Source organism: Candidatus Eisenbacteria bacterium (genome assembly GCA_016867715.1).
Classification (GTDB): domain Bacteria; phylum Orphanbacterota; class Orphanbacteria; order Orphanbacterales; family Orphanbacteraceae; genus VGIW01.
The window spans coordinates 1-17,143 of sequence record VGIW01000073.1 but is presented as its reverse complement, the minus strand read 5'-3'; the positions used below and the strand labels follow the sequence as shown (position 1 = coordinate 17,143).

General features: G+C 66.6%; 13 protein-coding genes. 3 read left to right on the top strand and 10 right to left on the bottom strand.

The window, feature by feature from the left end; genetic code table 11:
* Positions 1–187 precede the first annotated feature (187 nt).
* From FJY73_11135 to FJY73_11095, 9 genes are all read right to left on the bottom strand, one after another.
* Positions 188–1,684, bottom strand: coding sequence for an MFS transporter (locus tag FJY73_11135; protein ID MBM3321218.1), 1,497 nt, complete (start codon positions 1,682–1,684; stop codon positions 188–190).
* Between the two features lie 170 nt (positions 1,685–1,854).
* Positions 1,855–2,919, bottom strand: coding sequence for a serine hydrolase (locus FJY73_11130; protein MBM3321217.1), 1,065 nt, complete (start codon positions 2,917–2,919; stop codon positions 1,855–1,857).
* Positions 2,916–3,536, bottom strand: a complete 621-nt coding sequence (locus tag FJY73_11125; protein ID MBM3321216.1) for a TIGR00730 family Rossman fold protein — start codon at positions 3,534–3,536, stop codon at positions 2,916–2,918. Before FJY73_11125 ends, FJY73_11130 begins: the two co-directional genes overlap by 4 nt.
* Positions 3,537–3,647: 111 nt before the next feature.
* Positions 3,648–4,016 (bottom strand): hypothetical protein, encoded by a 369-nt coding sequence (locus tag FJY73_11120; protein ID MBM3321215.1) that lies wholly within the window; start codon positions 4,014–4,016, stop codon positions 3,648–3,650.
* Positions 4,013–5,503, bottom strand: a complete 1,491-nt coding sequence (locus FJY73_11115) for a M20/M25/M40 family metallo-hydrolase (GenBank protein MBM3321214.1) — start codon at positions 5,501–5,503, stop codon at positions 4,013–4,015. The genes FJY73_11120 and FJY73_11115 overlap by 4 nt, the downstream gene beginning before the upstream one ends.
* 53 nt (positions 5,504–5,556) lie before the next feature.
* On the bottom strand, positions 5,557–6,120 hold the full coding sequence (locus FJY73_11110; GenBank protein ID MBM3321213.1) for an N-acetyltransferase: 564 nt from the start codon (positions 6,118–6,120) through the stop codon (positions 5,557–5,559).
* Between the two features lie 130 nt (positions 6,121–6,250).
* The gene (locus FJY73_11105; GenBank protein ID MBM3321212.1) at positions 6,251–8,158 is read right to left on the bottom strand and encodes a sulfatase; all 1,908 of its coding nucleotides are present in this window, start codon (positions 8,156–8,158) and stop codon (positions 6,251–6,253) included.
* Positions 8,159–8,251: 93 nt separating this feature from the next.
* A complete protein-coding gene (locus FJY73_11100) occupies positions 8,252–9,946 on the bottom strand; it encodes a polysaccharide deacetylase family protein (protein MBM3321211.1) in 1,695 nt (564 codons plus the stop codon).
* Between the two features lie 123 nt (positions 9,947–10,069).
* Positions 10,070–10,378, bottom strand: a complete 309-nt coding sequence (locus FJY73_11095; protein ID MBM3321210.1) for an MTH1187 family thiamine-binding protein — start codon at positions 10,376–10,378, stop codon at positions 10,070–10,072.
* A gap of 200 nt (positions 10,379–10,578) precedes the next feature.
* On the opposite strand from FJY73_11095, the gene FJY73_11090 reads away from it, so the two are divergent.
* From FJY73_11090 to FJY73_11080, 3 genes are all read left to right on the top strand, one after another.
* Entirely contained in the window at positions 10,579–13,458 is a 2,880-nt protein-coding gene (locus FJY73_11090; protein MBM3321209.1) for a tetratricopeptide repeat protein, read from the top strand.
* Positions 13,459–13,489: 31 nt separating this feature from the next.
* The gene (locus tag FJY73_11085; protein ID MBM3321208.1) at positions 13,490–14,179 is read left to right on the top strand and encodes a DUF2461 domain-containing protein; all 690 of its coding nucleotides are present in this window, start codon (positions 13,490–13,492) and stop codon (positions 14,177–14,179) included.
* Between the two features lie 121 nt (positions 14,180–14,300).
* Positions 14,301–16,772, top strand: coding sequence for a T9SS type A sorting domain-containing protein (locus FJY73_11080; protein MBM3321207.1), 2,472 nt, complete (start codon positions 14,301–14,303; stop codon positions 16,770–16,772).
* Positions 16,773–16,859: 87 nt separating this feature from the next.
* Here the strand turns inward: FJY73_11080 and FJY73_11075 are convergent.
* A partial coding sequence (locus FJY73_11075) for a hypothetical protein (GenBank protein MBM3321206.1) occupies positions 16,860–17,143 on the bottom strand: 284 nt, incomplete at its 5' end.

The window sequence follows — 17,143 nt, the reverse complement described above, 5'->3', positions numbered from 1 at the left end:
CGGAGCGCGAGCGGGCTGTGGCCGACACGACCGAGCCGGGGCTCCCCGTCGCGAAGAGCGACGGGGTGGCGAGGAAGCTCCTTCGCGCATGCGGCGCGAAGGAGAGACCCGCGCGTCCGACGACGCCACCACTGCGGGTTGCAACCCAGGGCGCCGGCGACGCGCCCACCGGCCAGGCTACGCACGGCTACGCATCCATATCCTTCCATCGCTTCGCCATCTGGCTGAAGATGACGAGCGCGACGATCGCCCCGAGCCCAATCATCGCGAACGGAATCCACACGTAGTACTGCGGATGGTACTCGGCCCAGAGCATCCGCGTCACCTCTACCGCGTCCATCCCCGTCAGCTCCTGAAGCCTCGCCACCGCTTCGGTCCTGGAGACGCCGAGCGTCGCCTCGAGCGTCCGGATCGATCCGTCCCACGCCTTGTCCTCGCCGAGGAGTTTCTTCTCCGCGATGTAGCGGAGAGCGAGCGTCGCCTTCTCGCCGTAATGCCCGTAGAGATACCCGGCCATCTTCGATCCGACGAACCCGCCGATTCCGACCGGAATGTTCACGTACCCGAGATAGAGCGCCTTCTTTCCGGGAGGCGCGATGAGGCCGAGATACTCGTTCTTCTTCGGGCCGGTCATCATCTCGCCCGTCGAGAAGAAGACGATTCCGAGAAGGAGAACCCAGCCGCTTGCCGTGAACCCGGCAACCAGGATTCCGATCATCGCGACCGCCATCCCGATCACCATGCACGCCAAGACGCGCATGCGCCGCACCATCCACGAGACGGGCACCATGAACAAGATGATGAAGAGAGCGTTCAGGTTGAGGAGGATCTGCTGCGGCACCATGACCCCGCGGGCCGTGTGCATCTTCCATTGCTCGAAAGGAAGAATGCGCGCGATCGGCGAGCTGTCCACCCAATCCTCGATGAAGTTCGGGTGCAGGTCCCAGAGCTGGTACATCATGAGCCAGAAGCACGACATGATGAGAAGCCACGCCACGAGGCGCGGCTCGACGATGTTCTTAAGGGTCCGTCTCATGACATGGATCGGGCTCTCCGTCTTGTCCGCGCCCGAGGGGACGTCGCGGAACGTGAAGAGCATGATGTAGTTCAGAGACGTGATGATCGCCGAAGCGGTGAAGAGGTTCCGCCAAGAAGTCTGCGTGTGGGGATCGCCGAGGATGGCCGTCGCGAGAAACGGCCCAATCGCCGCGCCGATGTTCACGACCCAGTAGAAGATCCCCCAGCCGACCGACGAGTTCAGCTTCGTCAGGTTCTGCGCGAGGGAGCCTTGCAGCGCCGGCTTGAAGAGCGCGGTTCCGCTCGCGAGAACGATCACTCCCGCGAAGAATCCCGGATAGCTCCGGAGGTTCGCCATCATCAGATAGCCGATGATGTTCAGCGTGAACGAAACGAACAGGGTCTTCTTGTAGCCGTAGCGGTCCGCATAGCCTCCGGTGAAGGTCGGGAGAATCGATTGAAAGATGAACCACCAGGCGTAGATCGTTCCCTTCATCGCGGCGGTGAAGTGAAGACCGCCGGGATCGTCCGCCTGCATGATGTAGACGGGAACGACCGCGCGCATGCTGAAATACGCGAGCCTTTCGAACATCTCGATCGTGTTCAGCATCCAATAGGTGCGTCCGAAGGTCCGTGTCTTCTTCGGCGCTTCCGGAGATGTCGTCATCGGGCCTCCCTGTCGTGCGTCGCCTTCGGTCTTGTCGGGTCGAGACCGCGCGGCCCTTCCCCGAGGGGTCCGGCCGGCGGGCGGGGTGTTCTGGAGAGATTACACGAGGACCGACCCGCTGTCTTCCTCCGATCGCTCCCCGCCGGCGGCCCGATCGAGAAGACCGAGCCTCACTCCGCCGGCATGAGGATGAAGAAGTCGACGAGAAGACGGGCGATCTGCGCGATGACCGTTTCGAGGGCGGGGACTTCCCCCTCCGCTCGATTGATGAAGACGGCGATCGCGAGGTGACCCAGGCCGTCCGGAAGCTCGATGATCCCCGCGTCGTTCACCGTGGCGAGCCCCCCTCCCCACATCGTGCCGGTCTTGTGGGGAGCGGGCGGAAGACCGGGAGGAAGCATGCCGCGGAGCCTTCTCGATCCGTTGCTCTTCGCCATCGTGGCGAGCAGCAGCTCCCGCGATTCGAGGGAGACGGCGTCTCCCTTCCAAATCTTCTCCAAGAGACGCGCCATCGCGATCGGAGTGCAGGTATCCCGCGGGTCGAGCGACGCGGCTTCGGCGGTCCGCCTTTTGTCATCCATCGTCAACCCCGCGACGAGCGCCTCGTAGGCCTCCCACGAGAACGCGCTGTCCGCGAGGGCGCCTTCAAGTCCATCCCATGCGAGCAGGAGCTGGAGAGTCGATCGATCGATCGTCATGTCGACGATGCCGAGCTGCTGCATCCTCTTGGTGACCGCCTTCGGACCTCCCGCCGCCCGGAGGACGAGATCCGAAGCCGTGTTGTCGCTCACCACGAGCGAAAGCCGAAGAAGATTGCGGAGCGAAAGTTTCACACCAGGAGAATGAAGAAGAAACGCGATGTCGCCGCTCCCCGGCCGGGAGTCCTCGGGCCTGAGAGTGACCAGGGTCGAGTCGAGATGAACTTCCCCGCGATCGGCCCTCGTGAGGAGCTCGACGGCGATCGGGATCTTGTACACGCTTGCCATCGGGAAGCGCTTGTCCCCGGCGTGCGCGAGGAGACGCCTCGACTCCACGTGAATCACGGCGACCCCGACGTCCCCCCGAACCTCCTCCGCGATCCGCGCGATCTCCGCCTCGACGAGGGCGGCGCGCGGCATCTCCGGCTCGGGTTCCTGAGCGAAGAGATATCCGGAGAGGAGCGTCGCGAGAACGAGCGCGAGCCACCTCCGGCCCCTTCCGGCCGCTTCCCAGGTCCTCTCGCGGTCTTGGATCATCTCCTCCGCCTCCCCCCGCAAGCGGCCTCCCGCGCCGCGGGCAATCCGCTCAAGGAACGGCTCGCCGGCGAGGACGCCGTCAATCGAGCGAGCCGGTCGAGAAGGCTCCCCGGCGTCTTCGCCGCGGCGAGAAGAGCGCGATGCTCGTTCGAGAGAAGGCGCTCCGCGCAGGCTCGGTCGAGGAACGCGAGAAGCCCGTCGTAGTATCCGCCGACGTTCAACAAGCCGCACGGCTTCCGATGGAGCCCGAGCTGGGCGCCGGTGAGCGCCTCGAACAGCTCGTCGAGCGTGCCGAAGGCGCCCGGAAGCGCCACGAACGCATCGGAGATTTCGAGGAGCATCGCTTTCCGTTCCGGCATCGACCAAACCGCGCGAAGATCCCGAACGCCCGCATGCGCAAGCCCCTTCTCGAGCATGAAGCGCGGGATCACGCCGGTCACGCGCGCCCCGCCGGTGAGCGCCGCGTCGGCAAGCGCGCCCATCACCCCCGCCGCCCCCCCGCCGTAGACGAGCCCGAGGCCGCGCGCGGCGATCGCGCGTCCGGTCCCGCGCGCCGCGTCGAGACATGCTTTGGACGCGGCAACACTCGATCCTGCGAAGACGCAGACATTTCTCATCGCTCGGCGCCCCCCAGCGAAACGGACCTGGAATCTACCAGCAGGGCGAGCATCGAGCAAGAGATTCGCGCCGCGAAAGAAGAACGGCGGGCGCCGGAGGAATCGGACCGCTCACCAACGAGCGAGGTTCTCCCCGAGAAGCGCGCGCATCGTGCGCGGCTCGAACCCGCCCGCCTCCCTGAGCTCCTCGAGGAAGACCGCGAGCTCCTCCTCGTCGTTCCGAGCGGCGATCCAGGGGACGAGATCGAGATGAACGCGGTCCCAACCGAGGCGCCGAATCGCGCGGGCGACGAGACGAGGACCCGCTCCCGCCTCGAGGCTCGCGAGAAAGAGGACCGATCCGCGCGGAAAGGAATCCGGTTCGGCGATCTCCTCCCCACGCCCCGGAAAGAACCGGACAAACGCGCGCGCGCCCGCGGGGAGCGCGGGCCGCCTCCCTGGCTCCCACCGAACCAGAAGGTCGATCCCTTGACTCTTCAAAGATTCCAGGCCGGCCGCATCCTCGCGCGACGGGATCGAGACGAGCCCGGCGCCGAGAGGGCCGAGGAGCGGGAGCCGCGCGCGCGGGATCGATCCCTTCTCCGCGCGGAGACCGACGAGGACCGCGCGAGCGCCTCCCCTCGAGGCGCCGCGCATCTCGCGGATCGAGGAGACGACCGCGAGGGAGTCGCCCTCTTCCGCGCGGGCGCGAAGATCCCCAACCGCGTCCAGAAACGCCTCGCTCCCCGCCTCGCCCCCGTCGAACCACCGGACGACGCCGCGAACGAACGGGGGAACGACGCGGCCCCGCCGATGCCGGTCTTTCCGTTTCCGTGCCCCTCGACGTCCAGGTTCATCATGGCGACGACCGCGCCGAGGTCGATCGGGGGATCGGCGACGAACGCGCGCGATCCGAGAAGACCCTGCTCCTCGGCGGCGAAGACGACGAACACGATCGTGCGGGCCGGCCTCGGGTCCCTTTCCGCGAAGGAGCGCGCGAGCTCCATCACGACGGCGGTTCCGGAGGCGTTGTCGTTCGCGCCGTTGTAAACGAGCCCGTGCGCGCCGATCCCGAGGTGATCCCCGTGCGCTCCCACGACGATCGTCTCGTCCCGAAGGAGCGGATCCGATCCGCGGACGATCCCGACGACGTTGCGCGCCGAACCGCCCTCCACGCGTCGGACGTCGGCCGAGAGACGGATCCGCTTTCCGGTCGCGAGCGGGAGAGGCCCCTTCGCCAGATCCGATCGGTAACGCTTCACGTCGTAGCCGGTCCCCGCGAGAAGATGCCCGAGCACGCGCTCCCCGATGGAGGCGAGGGGAATGTCCGCGCGGTACGAGCCCTCGTGCACCGCTCCCCCCGCGATCGCGCGCTCTCCCCGAAGCCAAAGGACCCCCGCGGCGCCGCGGCGAACGGCCTCCTCGAGCGTCGAGTCGCGCGAGATCGCCGGCTCCCAAACGTACGCGCGGTCCGGCTCCTCGCGCACGATCGCGACAATCCTTCCGCCGGCGTCGAGATCGCCGTAGTCCTGCCGTCCGCGTCTCGCGTCCGACACGCCGTATCCGGCGAGCACGACCTCCGCGAAGCGCTCTCCGCTCCCCGAGTTCGTCGCGAGAACGAAATCATCGCCGTCTTGGAACGCGAGCGGCGCGTACGGTCCGTCGAGAAGCTCGAGGGCGGCGCTCCTCTCCTCGGTGACGAGCATCGGGAACTCATGAAAGAAGCCGCCGTCCGTCCCGCCCCCCTCGAGGCCCCACGCAAGGAAGCGCGCGGCGGCGAACTCCTCGATCATCCGCCCGCCGGCGAGGCCGCTCTTTCTTCCTTGAAAGGCGTCGGAGGCGATCGTGTCGACGATCGCCTTGGCGCGCGCGCCGTCGAAGGCACCCGCCGGCGATGCGCAACACGCGGCGACGAGCCAACCGACGAGATGCGATCGGAGGAAGCGGCATCCCATCCAGGCGCGCATGCGAAGCGGTTCTTCGCTCATCGATCGATTGGATGTAGCCGGAATTCGGTCGACCGGCGCGGCCGCGCGATCGGTCACTTCTCTTCCCGAACGCGCCCCTCGCGCACGCGGTACAACCTCCCGCACGAACACCGGATGCCCGGCTCCATCCTGCGGCCGCAGTCGCAGACGAACCCGCGCTGGCGCGCCGGGTTCCCGATGACGAGCACGTGGTCCGGAACGTCGCGGGTCACGACCGCTCCCGCGCCGACCATCGCGTTCCGCCCGATGACGACCCCGCACACGATCGTCGCGTTCGCGCCGATCGACGCGCCCTCTTTGATGAGCGTGGGGAGGAAGTCGTCCGGCGTCTTCTTGTGCTTGCACCGGGGGAGAAGATCGTTCGTCAGGACCGCGTTCGGACCGATGAAGACATAGTCCTCGAGGGTCACCTTGTCCCAAACCGACACGCCGTTCTTGATCGTGCAGTGGTTGCCGATCACGGCGCCCGATTCGACGAAGCTCGTCTCGCCGATGTTGCACCCCTCGCCGACCACCGCCCCCTTCATGACGTGCGCGAAGGCCCAGATCCGGGTCCCCTTGCCGACGCGATCCGACTCGCAGAGCCCCTTCTCGTGAACGAAGACATCCTCCGGCATGAGCAGCTCTCCCCACGTAAGTTGAAGGAATGAAAATCCGCCGCGCACATTCTAGCGCCGATCGTCCGTCGAATCCAAGCCGGGAGCGAAGCGCCCCGCGGGAAGCCCTGGACCTCGCGCGCGCCGCTCGTCACTCGATGTATCCGAGCGCCTTGAGCTCCTCCAGCGTCTCCTCGTCGAGCGTTCCCCGAACGTCCGGCCTCTTCCCCTCTCGGCGCGCGAGCCACGCCTCGATCTCGCTCCGCATGCTCTCCGCCCGTTCCGGCTCCGATCCGATGAGGTTTGTCGTCTCGCCCGGATCGGCCTCCAGGTCGAAGAGGAAGTGCGGCTCGTCGGGGGACCAGACGTACTTGTAGCCGTCCCGAACGAGCGCCCTTCGGTCCGGACCGTAGATGATCGCCTCGGCGAACGCCGGGCGGTCGCCCTCCTCCGCCCCCTCGAGAAGAGGAACGAGCGATCGCCCCTCGATCCTATCCGGCGGCTCGAACCCCGCCAGATCGAGGAACGTCGGGGGAAGATCGATCGCGCGCACGCGGCTCGATACGATCTCCCCGGGGGGGACGCCCGGACCGCGCAGAACAAAGAGGAGGCGGAGCTGCTCCTCGAAGAGCGTGTGCCCGTGCCCGACGCCGTAGAGCCCGCGCGGATCCCGGTACGCGGCCGCTTGCGCCTCCGCGTGATCCCAGAACTCCTCTCCGTGATCGGAGACGACGCCGACGAGTGTGTTCTCCGCGAGCCCCCGCGCTTCGAGCCACGCGAGCACGCGGCCGATCTCGGCGTCCATGAAGCGGATGCAGCCGTCGTAGATCGCGACCTTGTGCTCGCGAAACTCCTCGAACGCTCGTTCGTTTAAGCTCTCACCTTTCGTATATTGCCAATCCCACTTCTCCTCGTTCGTGTGCGCGCGGCCGGTCGATGTCGGAAAGATCCGGTCGTACGGGGACGGGGGCACGTTCGGCATGTGCGCGTCGTTGAAATGGAGGAAGGCGAAGAACGGACGCTCCAAGTTCGCCTCGAGCCACGTGAGAAGCGCGTCGGCCGTCTCCGACGCCGGCCGGAGCTCGACGCGGCAATGATCGTAGCCTTGCTCGAGCCCGAAGCGGAGATACGTGTTGGCCGCTTCGCACGCGGTCGCGTAGCCCGCGTTTTTGAAGATCTCCGCGAGGGTGGCGTGCCTCGGCGCGACGAACGGAACGTGGTCGCGGCGGAGAAGCCTCTCTTCCGTGCCGATGTACGCGCCGTGAGTCGAGGGATAGAGCCCGGTGAGCATCGATGCGAACGAAGAGAGGGTCCACGGCGCCTGCGAAACGGTCTCGACGAAGAGGGTCCCCTCGCGCGCGAGTCGCGCGATGCGCGGCGCGGTTTCCCTCGGGTAGCCGGCCGGCGTGAGGTGATCCTGCCGGGTCGTGTCGAGCGCGATGAGAAGGATGTTCGGGCGCCCGTGCGCGGACGGGCGGAGCGCCGCCTCGCCTCCGAGGACAAGGAGAACGAAGAGGAGCGCGGCCGCGGACAACGGTCCGGACTTTGAATGCAGCTTCCGCCCTCGGATCCCGGAAAGCGCGCCGAGAACCCGCTGGAAGAGGAGCGCGTGAAAGATGATGAGAACCGCGACCCCGAGGTTCGCCGCCAGAACGAGCGCGGTCCTCGACGCGGGCGGAAGGGAGCGCGTGTTCCGCACCTCCTTCCAGAAGGCGGCCATCGCGTACCGGTTCAGGCGGTAGCCGAAATAGAGAAGAGCTCCGGCCGCCGCCGCGAGGAGGAGAAGAACGAGGACGGTCGAGCGGCGCTTCTCGGGTAGGCGGCGGAGAAGAAGAACGACCGCGAAGACGAGCGCCCCTCCCCAAAGAAACGGAACGATCAGGGAACGGTACTCGCTCGCCCCGCTCCAGAGAACGAGGTAGAGATGCCCGTGCCCCGCGTAGCCGTGGCGGACCGACTCGACGACGGCCTTCGCGAGCCCCGCCGCCGTCCAACCGACCGCGACAAACCCGAGAGAGCGGATCAGGATCTCGACGACGCTCGTTCGATCTCGGTTCATTCGATCATGCTAGCAGGGGCGAACCGAGAGGAGAAGCCCTTCACGGGTGGGATCGGCGGCTTTCACCCGCGCTCGCCCGCGACGCTCCGGTCGTCAACGAAGAAGCACGTTACGCCGTGCTTCCGTTCCCCAGGGCGTATCCAATCGGCAGAAATAGATCCCGGCCCCCGCTCGGCCGCCGGAATGATCGGTTCCGCTCCAGATGACCTCATGCGTTCCGGGGAGGAGATGCCCGTCGAGAACCGTCGCGACCAGACGACCGGACACGTCGTGGACCCGAAGAACCGCAGGTCCCGATTCGCGGAGCGTGAAGGAGATCGCCGAGCCCAGACTCGTCGGATTCGGACAAGCCGGCGCGAGAGAGAAGGACGGAGAGGGCGTGGGTATCCCCCTCTCGACGTCGACAGAAGGAACCACCGCCCGAAACCCAACCTCATTCGACCAACCGCTCTCCACACCCGCCGTATCGTAGGCGACGACGACCGCATGGATCCACGGCCCGATCGGAAGACCGCGCAGCGGGGCCGATACGGTGAGCGAGTCGTTCCACCCCTCCACGGGGTTCTCTACGGTCACGTGAAATCGGCGCACGTACTCCGCGACCTCGCCGAAAGGAGCGACCCACACCTGGCCGTCCGCGACGATTTCATCGAGCACCCAATCGACATGGGCCGAGTCCCAGTCGGCCAGCGTGTGCGCCACGTAGAGGATCGCCCACTCGCCATCCCGTTTCCACGCGGCGATTCGTTGCCGGATCCTCTCCCGCGACCACGCCTCGGAAGAGTCGTTCGGCGGCTGACCCCACGTCATCGGCGTCTGATAGAGACTGACCCGATCGAGAGTGCTGTAGGAGACCGGGCAGTAGCCTGGATACGTTCCGAAGGGTGTTCCGTTCCGCGCGCCGAGGTAGCCCGTTTCCATGACTGCGTTCATCTCGCGCTGATCGTGCGCGTGCCGTGGGTACGCGAAGGACCGGCAGCGGTAAGTCGAATCCGCGATCACGGCTTCGAGATGGTCCTTCGAAGAGACAAGCTCCGTGATCAAGGTGAGCGAATCGCACCCCTTCGTGGTCCGAACCTGGAATGGGGCAGCCCCGATGTCCACGGCCGCAACTGGAAGGAGGTACTTCGATTCGCAATACTCCAGCCGGCAAGGATAATAGTCGAGAACACAGCTATACTCGGGGCGGGCGTCGATCGTATCGACCAGATCCGCGAGATACCGCACCGAGGGATGACGGAGAGAGATGCGCAGGTCCGGCCCCAGGCTCCCGAGCGTCGTCCGCAGACTGTCCGAATCGATCTCGAGAGTGCACTCGCCTGAGAGTCCTTCGTATCGGATCGTGAACGCTGTGTTCCGTATCAAGACCGGATGGTTGAAGGTATGCGATCCGACCTCATGTCTGTGTGCGTTCAAGGTCACGAGATCCTCCGGCCTGAGGTAGCCGGCGGTTCCGATCCGTGCGGGAATCACGAAGGCGGTGAAGGCGCGATCGTGCCGGTCGAATACCTTCATCCAGACAAGGTTGTCGTCGAATCCGTCGTCGGTTGTGAACGAAAACGCCGCCCGATAACCGCTCCAGTCGGTCATGGAAGGATGGACGCCCGGAGAGAGAGAATACTTGATTCGATAACCTTTGAGAGCGCCGTCCGTCACCGCTCCCCAGCGAAGACGAACCCACCCTTCGCCGCCTTCGACGACCTCGAGATTGCGCGGCGGGGAAAGGTCCGCGGCAACCCCCTCGCGGAAGAGAACTGCGAGAAGAAGGGCAAAGAAGATAGACCGCATGCCCCCCCCGGCCCGGAGACGACCCCCGCCCGAACCCCAGGGGACCGTTCCGGTCCCCCCAGAGTGCCTGTTATTATCATGGCTGTTTTCTGCCGGCAACGCATGTCCATGCCGGGACGCGCGCTACACTTCGCCTCTCCGCTTCGCCTCGACGCTCCGGATCTTGTCCTCCATCGTCTGGTCCTTGTCGGTGCGCGTGCCGACCTTGATCACCGTGCCGACGCGCGGCGCCCCCATCGCGTGAACGACCTCGTGGCAGCGCCGGATCGCCGCGAACACCGCTTCCCAATCCCCCTCGACGTTCGTGCCGTACGCGTGCAGGCGGTGCGGGAGCCCCGCTTCCTCGAGCACCTTCTCGCATGCCGCGACGTACTTCGAGACCGAGACCCCGACCCCGAGCGGCGTGACGCTGAAGTCCGCGATCACCTTCATTCCGCGCCTCCTTCCTTGGTTCGATCGACCGGCTCGCCCGCTCCCCCCGCCCAGGATACCGCGCGCGCGCCCGTCGCGAAGGCTCATTTCGGCGCCGCGCCCGTGCCCCGCTCGGTCTCCAGCCGGAACCGGTCTTGAGCCGGCGCGGGCGTTGTCGTATTCTCTCCTCCGCTCGGGAGGACGAGGATGATCTCCCGCGGATGGGGGTTTTCTTCCAAATGCTTCGCCACTGGTCGGCGGCGTTTCTCGTCGGTTGTCTCCTTTCCGCGCCCGCGCTCGCGGAGAGCGCCCGCGCGGTCGACTCTGCGCGCTCTTCCGGGAGGGAGCTCTTTCTCGCGGACTCCTCGAGCGGGGCCGGCGCGGACACGGCCCTCGCCCCGAAGACGCGGTTCCTGCACCGGATCGTCGAGGCGCGCCGTCTGATCGAGAAGGAGATCGACGATCCGCAGACGAAGCCTCTCGAGAAGGCGCGCCTCCTCGTGTCGATCGGCCGGATCGAAGAGGCGGAACAGGTTCTCGACTCCCTCCGCCCCGCGACTCGCGACGAGCGCCGCGATCTCTTCCTCGTTCGAGCGGAAGCCCGTCTCCGCCGCTACGCCTTCGCCGAGGCGGAGGAGGCGATCGCGCAGGCGGAGCGCCTCGACCTCTCTTCGGAAGAAGCTTTTCGTCTTCGACTTTCGCTTCTCGACCATCAGGAGAACCTCGCCCGCATCGATACGCTGACCGCCCGCCGTCTCGCGCGCGATCCGGAGTCGGTCGCGGGGCTTCTCGGCCGCGCTCTTATCAACTTCCGGCTCCTCCGCGTCGACGAAGCGGAGAAGGCGTTGGAGGAAGCCTTCGCCCTCGCCGTGCATCCCGAGAACGGAGTGAGGGCGCTCACCGGTCTGGCGCGGATCGCGGAGAAGAAGGGCGCCTACGAGGAGGCAGCGGACCTCGCCTCGAAGGCGCTCGACGCGGGGATGCCCGATCCGGGAATTCTGAACACGATCGCCTCGCTCCTCTTCCGGCTCGCAGAGAACGGAGAGGGGATCGACATCGCCAGGGAGACCCTCGCGTGGGATCCGTGGAACGAGGAGGCGCACTACTCGCTCGGGAACGGCTTCTCGAAGCGTACCTATGCCGAGCTCGAGAAAGCCTTCCCCGGGGCGTTCCCCGACGATTTCACGCGGCCGCTCCTCGCGGAGATCCGGGGACTCCTCGCCGCCGGGAGGCGGGGAGAGGCGCGAAGCCATCTTCGCGCGATCCGATCGAGCCGGCCGGCTCTCGTCGATCCGCACATTCTCCTCGGCTCGCTCTGTTGGGAGGAGGGAGATCACGACTCCGCCCTCGCGCACTTCCGGGCGGCGCTCGAACGATGCCCCGAGCACGGCCGCGCGCACAACGGCTTTGCCAAGGCGATGGAAGGGAAGCGTCTTCGCGCGAGCGTCCAACGGGCCGCGGCGGAGCGGGAGTTCGCCGAAACCCCCTTCCCGGAGATCCCGCGCATCGAGGACTTCGTCTCGAACTACCGCTCGCTCTCCGAACGGCACGAGAAGCGCGTCGCGCTCTCCATCGAGCCGTGGGCGCGTTTCGTCCCTGTCTTCGTCGAGGCCGGAGCCTCCGTCTACATCAAGCCGCTCTACGAACGCCTCTCGGAAACACCCCACCAGGGACTCCTCCGCGATCTTCGCATTTCGTACGACTCGAGGCTCTGGGACGACGTCCGCGGATGCGGCGGCTATCACACGGTGACCGGGATCGAGGATATCGAGCGTTCGATTCAGCGGAAGTACAACACGCTTCTCCACGAGCTCACGCATCAAGTGCACTACGTTCTCACGCCGGACGAGAAGCGCCTCATCCAGGAGACCTACCGAGCGGCGAAGGAGAAGGAGCACGGCGGGAACCGGCGGTTCCTCTCCCGTTATCAGGGATCGAGCGTCTTCGAGTATTTCGCGGAGGGGATGAACTCCTATTCGAGCCCGAGGAGCGATCCGTACGACGTGCGCGAGATCGTGCGCGAGCGTCTCCACGAACTCGACCCCGACCTCGAGTTCCTCATCGAGAAGCTCGTCGCGGATACTTCAGTCGGCAAATATTTGGTCCCGGCGCAGGTCGTCGCCGCCCACGACCGGATCGAGAACGGAAAACCCGACGAGGCGCTCGCTCTTCTCGAGAAGGCGCTCGTCCGCTCTCCGGCCGACGAGGGCGCTCTTTCCTTGCTCGCCTACACGCATCTTCTTCTCGGAAACGCGGACCGGGCGATTCGAACGGCCGAGGAGGCGGTCAAGACCCACAAGACGGCGGCAGGGCCGTGGATCGAGAACGCGCGCGCCGTGTTTCACAAGAACGGCTCCCGCTCGGATCAGATCGCGGTCCTGATCCGCGCGCGCGAGGAGGTCGAGTCGAGCCAGCGCTACCTGATCGAGCAGGCGCTCGGCGAGGCGTACCTTGGCCGCGGGGATCTCGAGAAGGCGAAGGAGGCGTATGGCTGGGTCCTCCGCTACCAGGAGGACAACCCGGAGGCGCTCTGGGGGATCGCCGTGGCGCAAGGACTCCGCTCGGACACGGCGGAGGCGACCGCCTCCTTCGTGCGCGCGATCCGCGAGCGGAGCGGCGTCGCCGAGCTTCGGGCGGACTACGCGCGCTTTCTCGTCCGACACGGGCGTTTCGAGGAAGCAAAGAAGCAGATCGCGGAGGCCCGTCTTCTCGAACCGAGAAGCGCCGACGCGGAAACGGCGGCGGGACTCCTCGCCATCTACCGCGAGGAATGGGTCGAGGCGCGGCGCCGCCTCGCCGACGCCCTCGCGTTCGCGCCGTACAACGACCTCGCGACGATTCTCCTCGCCCACACGTGGATCGCGACCGGAGACGCGGACCCGGCCGAGGAGATCCTGAGGCCGGTGCTGAGCGCGGTGGAAAGGAACACCCCGCCCGAGATCGTTTATCTCGAAAGAAAAGGAGAATACCGCGCGATCCGCACCTATCCGGCCGAGGAGCGCTGGCTTCTCTATCGCACCGCCTCAGAGCTCGCCGCGGCCCGCGGGGACCGGGTGGGAGAGGAGCGGAGCCGCCGCCTCATGGAGCAGACGTTTCGGTGAGCGCGGACGGGCGGACGACGGGGAGCGACGCATGACACGTCGAGCGACCGGACGTTTCCGCGGGTTCCGAGAGGACGCGCTCCGCTTTCTCGAGACCGTCCGCGCGCGCGACGACAAGTCGTGGTTCGAGCAGAACCGCGAGCGCTACCGGGAGCTCCTCGTCCTCCCCTTCCAGGCGCTCGTCCTCGATCTCACGCCGACGATGCGCCGGATCGACCCGCGCTTCGAGCTTCGGCCGGCGATCGGGCGCGCGATCTCGAGAATCTACCGCGACACGCGCTTCTCGAAAGACAAGTCTCTCTTCCGCGACAGCATGTGGATCGCCTTCAAGAGGCCGAGCCGGGAGTGGACCGACGCGCCGTCGTACTTCTTCGAGATCACGCCGTCGTTCTACCGCTACGGGATGGGATATTACAGCGCCTCGCGCGCGACGATGGACGCGCTCCGCGCCTCGATCGACGAGAACCCGGCCCCCTTCCGAAGAGCGATCGCTTTCCATAAGAAGGGAAGCCCGTTCGATCTCCGAGGAGAGACGTACAAGAGACCCCTCCCGAGCCGGCACACGAAAGAGATCCAAGAGTGGACAGGGCGGAAGAGCTTCTATCTCGTCGCCGACCGTTCGATCGATCGGACCCTCTCCTCGCCAAGCCTCGTTCCGCTCCTCGACGAGGGCTTCCGCGCCCTCGGCCCGCTCTATCGCTATCTCGCCGCGCTCGTCTGAGAGGCGCGCGCGGAGCGGCGCGCCCCGCATCGAGCCGAAAAGAAGCCCGAACGAACGCATGGTACAATCGGACGGCGCGGACGCTCCGGGCCGCGCCATCCGCCGCGGATGGAGGACCCGCATGAACGCTTCGCCATTCGGCCGGGAGACGAGAGCGACCTCCGGATTCCGGGCAAGGGCGGCCGCGCTGCTTCTTCTGTCGGCGGCTCTCGCATCTCCTCTTGCGGCCTCCGCGTTCGGATCCGCGGAAGAGAAGCCCCGCTTCGTCTGTCTCGGCGTTCGCGAGGAGCCGGCGGAAAAGGCGCGAGCCGATTCCTCCGGTTCGCGCGCGGTCTTCCACGAGTTTCTTCCTCTTCTCCTCGACGCGTCCGTCGGTTTCACCGATTCGATCTACGTGGTTCGCCTCTACCGGACGATCGCCCCGTATCTGGAGCGCGTGCTCGGATCTCCGATCGGGATCGACACGCTGGAAGTCCGAATCGACACGACTCTCGTCACCGGAGCGTACGCCTCCGGACGCGCGGTCGTGATGCCCCGGCTCGGCCGCGGCCTCTTCCAAGACTCCGACGGAGACGGATCGATCGACGAGGACGGATACGACGGAATCGACAACGACGGCGACGGACGGATCGACGAGGATCCGGACACCTCGCCCTCCTGGGACAATATGTTTATTCATGAATCGACTCACGCGATGCAGCGTGGACTCCTCCGCGCGGGGATCGTGGATAGCTGGTGGATCGAGGCGTTCGCCGTGGCGAACGAGTGGTTCGTCGCCCGCGAGGCCGCGATCGACGGATGCTCCCGGCCTCTCCCGGGCGGCGACGGGGGCGCGGCCACCGCCGGCCTCGATGGGATCGAGGAGGCGGGCGCGCAGGTCCTCGGCGGGCGCGGCCGGCTGATCGATCGGGTCGAGTCGTGGACCTGCTACCGAAACGCGGGCGGAGTCCTCCTCCTCTCCGGCATCGCGCAGATGCTCGCTTCGGGACCGAGCCCGCATCCGATCGAGCGACTGATGCGCGAGATGGAGAATGAGATCCGGACGCCGGGAGTTCGCGATCCCTGGGCGGCGGTCGACCGCGCCTGGGACGCGCCGATCGACGGCGTCTTCCCGCCGAGCCGATGGATCCGGGCGCGACCGATCGCGTGTCCGGCCGTTCGGGACGGTTCGTTCCTCGCCCTCTTCGCGTCGGGCTTGCACGGCGGCTACGACCCTCCCTCCGTCCGGATCCTCCGCTTCGACCGGAGCGGCGACTCCCGTTTCGAGATGCGCTCATGCTCGCGTCCGGTCGTCCTCACGAACACGAGAGGCGAGTCCTTCCGCGTCGTTCCCAAAGGAGATCTCGCCTGGATCCGCGAGCTTTCCCTCCCCCCCGGCGCCTATCGCGTGGAGGCGGAGGAGACGGGCGCGGACGGACGAGAGCTCCGGGCGCGGAGCTGGATCCTCGTGCCGCCCTCCTCGTCTTCTTCTCGCATCGCCCCCCGAGGAACGCCGGTCATCTTCATCGATCCGAACGGCCTCCCCTTCGATCCGCCCGATCTTCGAACGAATGGGCGCATCGTGGAGCGCGTGCCGGGGGGAGCGGTGATCGAGCTTTCTGGGGGCGGAACCCTCTCGCTCCGGAGCGGAGAGCGATTTCTCGGCGCGGTTACCGTCCCCGATCCGCTCCCGCGGACGGTCCTCGTCCGGATTGGACGCGACAAGGGCGAGGGGGTGGTTGCGTGGAACCCCTACCGCGGCGCGCCCGGGGAGCCGATCGAGGTTTCGATCCGCAGGAGCGAGTCGGCTCTCGATCCGGGCGACACGGAGCTCGCTCTCCGGCTCTTCTCCGGCCGGGGCCGGCGGCCCGAGTACCTCCCTCTCGTCCCCCGCGAGGCGGATCCCGATCTTCTCACCGCGCGTTTCGTCCTTCCGGAGGACGCGCCCTACGTCTCGTTCTCCTTCCGCGGTCTCATGTCCAGACATGGGAGCGTCTGGGATGAGGCCGGGGTTCTTCACGGCTACGGGATGCGGCTCGACGAACCGAACGGCGCGGTGCTCCTTTCCGCGCGCATCGAGGGGGATCGTCTCGTCCTCGTTTTCGAGAAGTGGACGAACCCGTCCCGCCTGCGGCTTCTCTTCGGACGCGGCGGCGGCGAGTGGATCGAACGCCCCGACCCGCCGCAGCCGATTGACCAGGGCTCGACAGTTCTTTCATGGACTCTTCATGGTTCCAGTGATTGCGACGACAGGTTCAGGGTTTGGGAGCGCGCGTACGGAGAGGAACGGCTCCTCGTTTCCCTACAAGGGGGCGGGCGGAGAGCGGAGGGCGGGGAGGTAACGACCTCTTCTCCCGGACCGAACCCGAGCCGCGCCGGAGTCCGCTGGTCGATCCGGACACCGCGATCGATCGCTGTTCGCTTCGCGGTCTATGATCTAAGGGGGAGGAGAATCGACGGACCCACAGAGATCCGGCTCTCCGCGGGAACGAACGAGATCGCATGGGAAGGACGGTCCGGAGAGCGCGACCTTCCCTCGGGAATCTACTTCCTACATATCGAAGGCCCGGGGTTCGTCGAGAGCCGCCGGGTGGTTCTTCTCAGGGATCGCTGACGGAGACCGTCGGGGAGCAGCTCTCCGTCCGGCGCGACCGGGCGTCGTCCGGCGATAGCGGCTCGAAGCGCAGGTGATGATCCTCCTCTACTCTTCGGGGGCGAGAGCCCGATCGAGCTGATCGAGCAGATTGCGAAGGGGGGGATCCATGAACTGACCGGCGCGCTCCATTTCCCTCAACATCCGGTGGCATGACCGAAGGTGACCGAGGGCCGCCGGCTCGTTTCCGACTTGTTGCTCGACCTGGAACAGCTTGAAGAAGGACACCGACAGATCGCGCGCCGCCTGCGCATCGTTCGGATTCTGCTCGTACAGACGCTGGGCGATCTCCAACGACTGCTGATAGCTCGCAAGGGCCCGCCCCGCGTCCC

What these genes read in the sequence shown, in the direction of transcription:
- FJY73_11110 (MBM3321213.1), bottom strand. Translation starts at nt 6,120, where the DNA reads ATGCCGGAGGATGTCTTCGTTCACGAGAAGGGGCTCTGCGAGTCGGAT.
- FJY73_11100 (MBM3321211.1), bottom strand. Translation starts at nt 9,946, where the DNA reads ATGCGGTCTATCTTCTTTGCCCTTCTTCTCGCAGTTCTCTTCCGCGAG.
- FJY73_11095 (MBM3321210.1), bottom strand. Translation starts at nt 10,378, where the DNA reads ATGAAGGTGATCGCGGACTTCAGCGTCACGCCGCTCGGGGTCGGGGTC.
- FJY73_11130 (MBM3321217.1), bottom strand. Translation starts at nt 2,919, where the DNA reads ATGATCCAAGACCGCGAGAGGACCTGGGAAGCGGCCGGAAGGGGCCGG.
- FJY73_11115 (MBM3321214.1), bottom strand. Translation starts at nt 5,503, where the DNA reads ATGAGCGAAGAACCGCTTCGCATGCGCGCCTGGATGGGATGCCGCTTC.
- FJY73_11090 (MBM3321209.1), top strand. Translation starts at nt 10,579, where the DNA reads ATGGGGGTTTTCTTCCAAATGCTTCGCCACTGGTCGGCGGCGTTTCTC.
- FJY73_11105 (MBM3321212.1), bottom strand. Translation starts at nt 8,158, where the DNA reads ATGAACCGAGATCGAACGAGCGTCGTCGAGATCCTGATCCGCTCTCTC.
- FJY73_11125 (MBM3321216.1), bottom strand. Translation starts at nt 3,536, where the DNA reads ATGAGAAATGTCTGCGTCTTCGCAGGATCGAGTGTTGCCGCGTCCAAA.
- FJY73_11085 (MBM3321208.1), top strand. Translation starts at nt 13,490, where the DNA reads ATGACACGTCGAGCGACCGGACGTTTCCGCGGGTTCCGAGAGGACGCG.
- FJY73_11080 (MBM3321207.1), top strand. Translation starts at nt 14,301, where the DNA reads ATGAACGCTTCGCCATTCGGCCGGGAGACGAGAGCGACCTCCGGATTC.
- FJY73_11135 (MBM3321218.1), bottom strand. Translation starts at nt 1,684, where the DNA reads ATGACGACATCTCCGGAAGCGCCGAAGAAGACACGGACCTTCGGACGC.